We start from the raw sequence: 3402 nt of genomic DNA on the forward strand, positions 1-3402 counted from the left end.
TCTAGCAATATTTTTTGAAAATGTCCCCTTGACTTTTCATAGTTGGTCTTTCAATAGTGTTCATATTATTCTATGTTTTAATAAAAAAAATGGCTTGTTTATTAACCTACTATTTTATCTTTATATGATAGAGTGTTTTCTACTCGATATAGAGTTCATACAAACTATGCTAATTTTTAAGAGATAGTGGAGAGAACTACTACTAGTTATGGTGTTTTCCAATAAACATTTGTTGAAGAAAGCGTTCTGATTACATATAATATCTTATTTTCGAGTACGCTTTTTTAAATGTATATTTCACAATGAAAAATGGGAAATCCACAAATAAAGTCTATGTATATGTGAGTTAATGGGAAAATCTAGTGTGTTTTTAAGGGGCATCTTATTAAAAGAAAAAGATTTGTTTTAGAAAGTGGTGTCTAAACATTAAATGGAGTAGGACTAAATTCACGGCCGCTCATTAAACAAGATTTTAATTAGGAGAAGTCTGTTTTTATAATGAATAATGAAAAGAAGGTTTGGTACAATTGTTTGTTTTTTTCTTTTTATGTGTTTGCCTCGTACCCTTTTAAGCTAGTGGACATACTTTACTAATAGAAAGGATTAGGGGGTGAGGTATTGGGTTCTCGATTTAATAATTGTAAAAAGAAGTGTACATGTAAACAAGATGATTGTTGGGAAGTATTCGAAGAGTGTAAAAAAGAACAGCATGAGAAATGTGATAATTCTTGTGTACAAGGAATTAGAGATGAACTTAAGAAATTAATTAATCGAACAGTTCAAATTAATACAGAGGGACGTACTTATGTAGGTACTGTTTCGTCTGTAAGTTGTGATGTAGTTAGGCTTGCGGCTATTCCTGGATCGGTTGGAGTAATTATTTCCATTTGTAAAATTGAAGCAATTTTCCCACCTGTTACAACGGTTACTGCTGACTTTGATTTTAATGGTATTGATGTAGCAAACAAAGCATAATTATGCTGCTTTTTTGTAAAGCCATTCACATGAATGGCTTTATTTTAATTTCATATAAAAGGAGAATATATTCTTTATATAGAAATAAGTTCGAGGTTATAAAGTATGATGTACGAAAGGAGCATGGAAGTGATTAAACTAAAAACCTTTAAAAAATCTGATTTTAAACAATTAATAAATTGGATTAATTCTGAAGAATTTCTAATACAATGGTCAGGAAATGCATTCACATTCCCTTTAGACGAACAGCAATTAGAGAAGTATATAGAAAGTGCAAATACACTCGCTTTCAAAGTGGTAGATGAAGAGACTTCAGACGTTATTGGTCATATTTCGCTTGGGCAAATAGATAATATTAATAAGTCCGCTAGAATTGGAAAAGTATTAGTTGGTAATACGAAGATGAGAGGACGTTCTATAGGAAAACATATGATGAAAGCAGTACTTCATATTGCTTTTGACGAATTAAAACTACATAGAGTAACTCTTGGTGTGTATGATTTTAATATATCGGCCATTTCATGTTACGAAAAAATAGGGTTTGTAAAAGAAGGCTTATTAAGAGAGTCAAAAAGAGTAGGAGAAACGTATTGGAATTTATGGGAAATGAGTATGTTAGAATATGAATGGAAGAAGTAGCAACAATAGTAATTTATAATTATATTATGTTAACAAAAGGGGCTTGGTGGGTATAGTGGATAATAAAACAAAAATAATCTCAATTGCAGCTGTTTCGGGGGAGAGCTAGTATGTTAAAACTGACAAAGAAACCATTTTTGAAAAAGGCCCACCTGCATTGTTTCTGAGGAATAAGAGGGTGAGCCCTAATTAAACGAAACTGAATGAATCTGTAAAAATTGTAACTAAAGTATGCATCAACAAGGTATTAAAAGGGATGAATAGTAACCTTTATAGATTATTCCATATATAGCAAAACTGGTTAGCTTCTGATTTAAGCGCTACTAAATGATTATTATTAATAGAGTTATTCGTATACATTCTGTTCTTTTGGATGTTAAGTACCGTATAATTCACATCGTTTCGTTCATTTGAAAATGTTGATTCATTTAATAGTGTAAGTGTCGAGTTAATGTTGTACTTATCAATTCGCTCTTTTTTTCCTTTGAAAAACAGTTTGATAAGATGTGGCTCATTATTAATGAATAAGCCAAGTTCAGGTGATGAACGGACGATTAAATCATCTGATTTCCAATGTGATTTACCTGGATCAAACCAAGAGATGTCTTTATTTTTAATGAATTTTTTGTATTGCTTTATGACATCAATGTAGTTTTGTTTTTTTTTCTGATCAACCGTTTGTACTAATGTTTCGAAATATTCAAAAGGTAGTTTGTTTTGATGAAATTTAATAACAGTTTCTCGTAATTGTTTCCAGTAATCAAAAGCTGGTTGATATTCAGGTTGGGATTTTAGATTTTTTATAAAGGTTGTTTTAGCTGTACTACCTTTCAGTGTGAAGTCTAAAAATTGTGTAAGCCCTACTTTAATTTCTGTCATATTATATCCCCTTCCAAACATTATTCATTTAATAATAGACGAAAAATCCGACATTTTTAAAGAAATGAGCTAGATGCTAGAAAATCCAATATCCATGCACAATAGATACGGGAAAGCCAATCCGTAAGTATAAATGATGGACCATTCAATTGAAGATAAATTAGGTAATAGGATTTTACCAGGTGATAGGTTATTAATATAATCAGATATTGAGCTGATTTTAAAAGATAACAATATAGATTATTTAGCTTGGATTTGAGAAAAAAAGTACATGGGAATAAAGAGGGATATAGGGAAATGGGCCCTCATCAAAAAATATAAGTTGGTATCAGTATACCGTAGAGAATGAGTGTATAGAACATACAAGTAAAAGTATTGGCAAGCACACTTAAAATAAGCCGTATAAAAAGTTAATCATTGTGTGCTTTGATTATATAACGTCGGCGAAATAAATAGTGTGAGGGACAGCTATTCTAACAAGTATTTTATGTAACGTTCGTATATTTAAATTTTCTTGTAATTAATCGAATTCTAATTTTTTAGAAACGGATAATGAGGTATGGGTGGTGCTCATTTTATTGAATAAAATGAGTTGATTTTTCGGAATTTCCTTACAATATAAAAATTAAAATTTTATTTGTTGTTAAGAAAATATATGAGGAAAATAAAAAAAGAGGGCTAATGCCCTCTTTTTCTTTTAATTTGGTAATTAATCACAGATTGGTATCCCAAGCACTCTTAGAGCTAATGCTACTTGAAGGGAAATCTCTAATCTAGCAATTTCAATACCAGCTACTGAAAGAACTAAAAAAGGTTGTCCGTTTACAAATACAACGCAACTATCCATAGTTAAACCTCCTCGTATATTAATATTTAAGCCCTATTACTGGCTTAGATTTTCTTCTTAAT

At 30.5% G+C, this 3402-nt stretch carries 4 protein-coding genes; 2 read left to right on the forward strand and 2 right to left on the reverse strand.

The annotated features are described in order from the left end of the window. Positions 1-618: 618 nt before the first annotated feature. Together CQ064_RS32870 and CQ064_RS32875 are read left to right on the forward strand one after the other, a co-directional pair. Complete coding sequence (locus CQ064_RS32870) at positions 619-975, forward strand: hypothetical protein (RefSeq protein ID WP_000535577.1); 357 nt, start codon at positions 619-621, stop codon at positions 973-975. 105 nt (positions 976-1080) lie between these two features. Next, the gene (locus CQ064_RS32875) at positions 1081-1614 is read left to right on the forward strand and encodes a GNAT family N-acetyltransferase (RefSeq protein ID WP_000990089.1); all 534 of its coding nucleotides are present in this window, start codon (positions 1081-1083) and stop codon (positions 1612-1614) included. Between the two features lie 270 nt (positions 1615-1884). Here CQ064_RS32875 and CQ064_RS32880 read toward each other — a convergent pair whose 3' ends face one another. Beyond that, positions 1885-2493 (reverse strand): hypothetical protein, encoded by a 609-nt coding sequence (locus tag CQ064_RS32880; RefSeq protein ID WP_000136052.1) that lies wholly within the window; start codon positions 2491-2493, stop codon positions 1885-1887. Positions 2494-3202: 709 nt separating this feature from the next. Further along, positions 3203-3340, reverse strand: coding sequence for a DUF3956 domain-containing protein (locus CQ064_RS32890; RefSeq protein WP_000376554.1), 138 nt, complete (start codon positions 3338-3340; stop codon positions 3203-3205). Positions 3341-3402 lie beyond the last annotated feature (62 nt).

This window comes from Bacillus sp. MYb78 (assembly GCF_002975115.1).
Classification (GTDB): domain Bacteria; phylum Bacillota; class Bacilli; order Bacillales; family Bacillaceae_G; genus Bacillus_A; species Bacillus_A cereus.

Bases quoted from the DNA above. Each gene is read 5' to 3' on its own strand.
- CQ064_RS32875 (WP_000990089.1), top strand. From the start codon at position 1,081: ATGATGTACGAAAGGAGCATGGAAGTGATTAAACTAAAAACCTTTAAA.
- CQ064_RS32880 (WP_000136052.1), bottom strand. From the start codon at position 2,493: ATGACAGAAATTAAAGTAGGGCTTACACAATTTTTAGACTTCACACTG.
- CQ064_RS32890 (WP_000376554.1), bottom strand. From the start codon at position 3,340: ATGGATAGTTGCGTTGTATTTGTAAACGGACAACCTTTTTTAGTTCTT.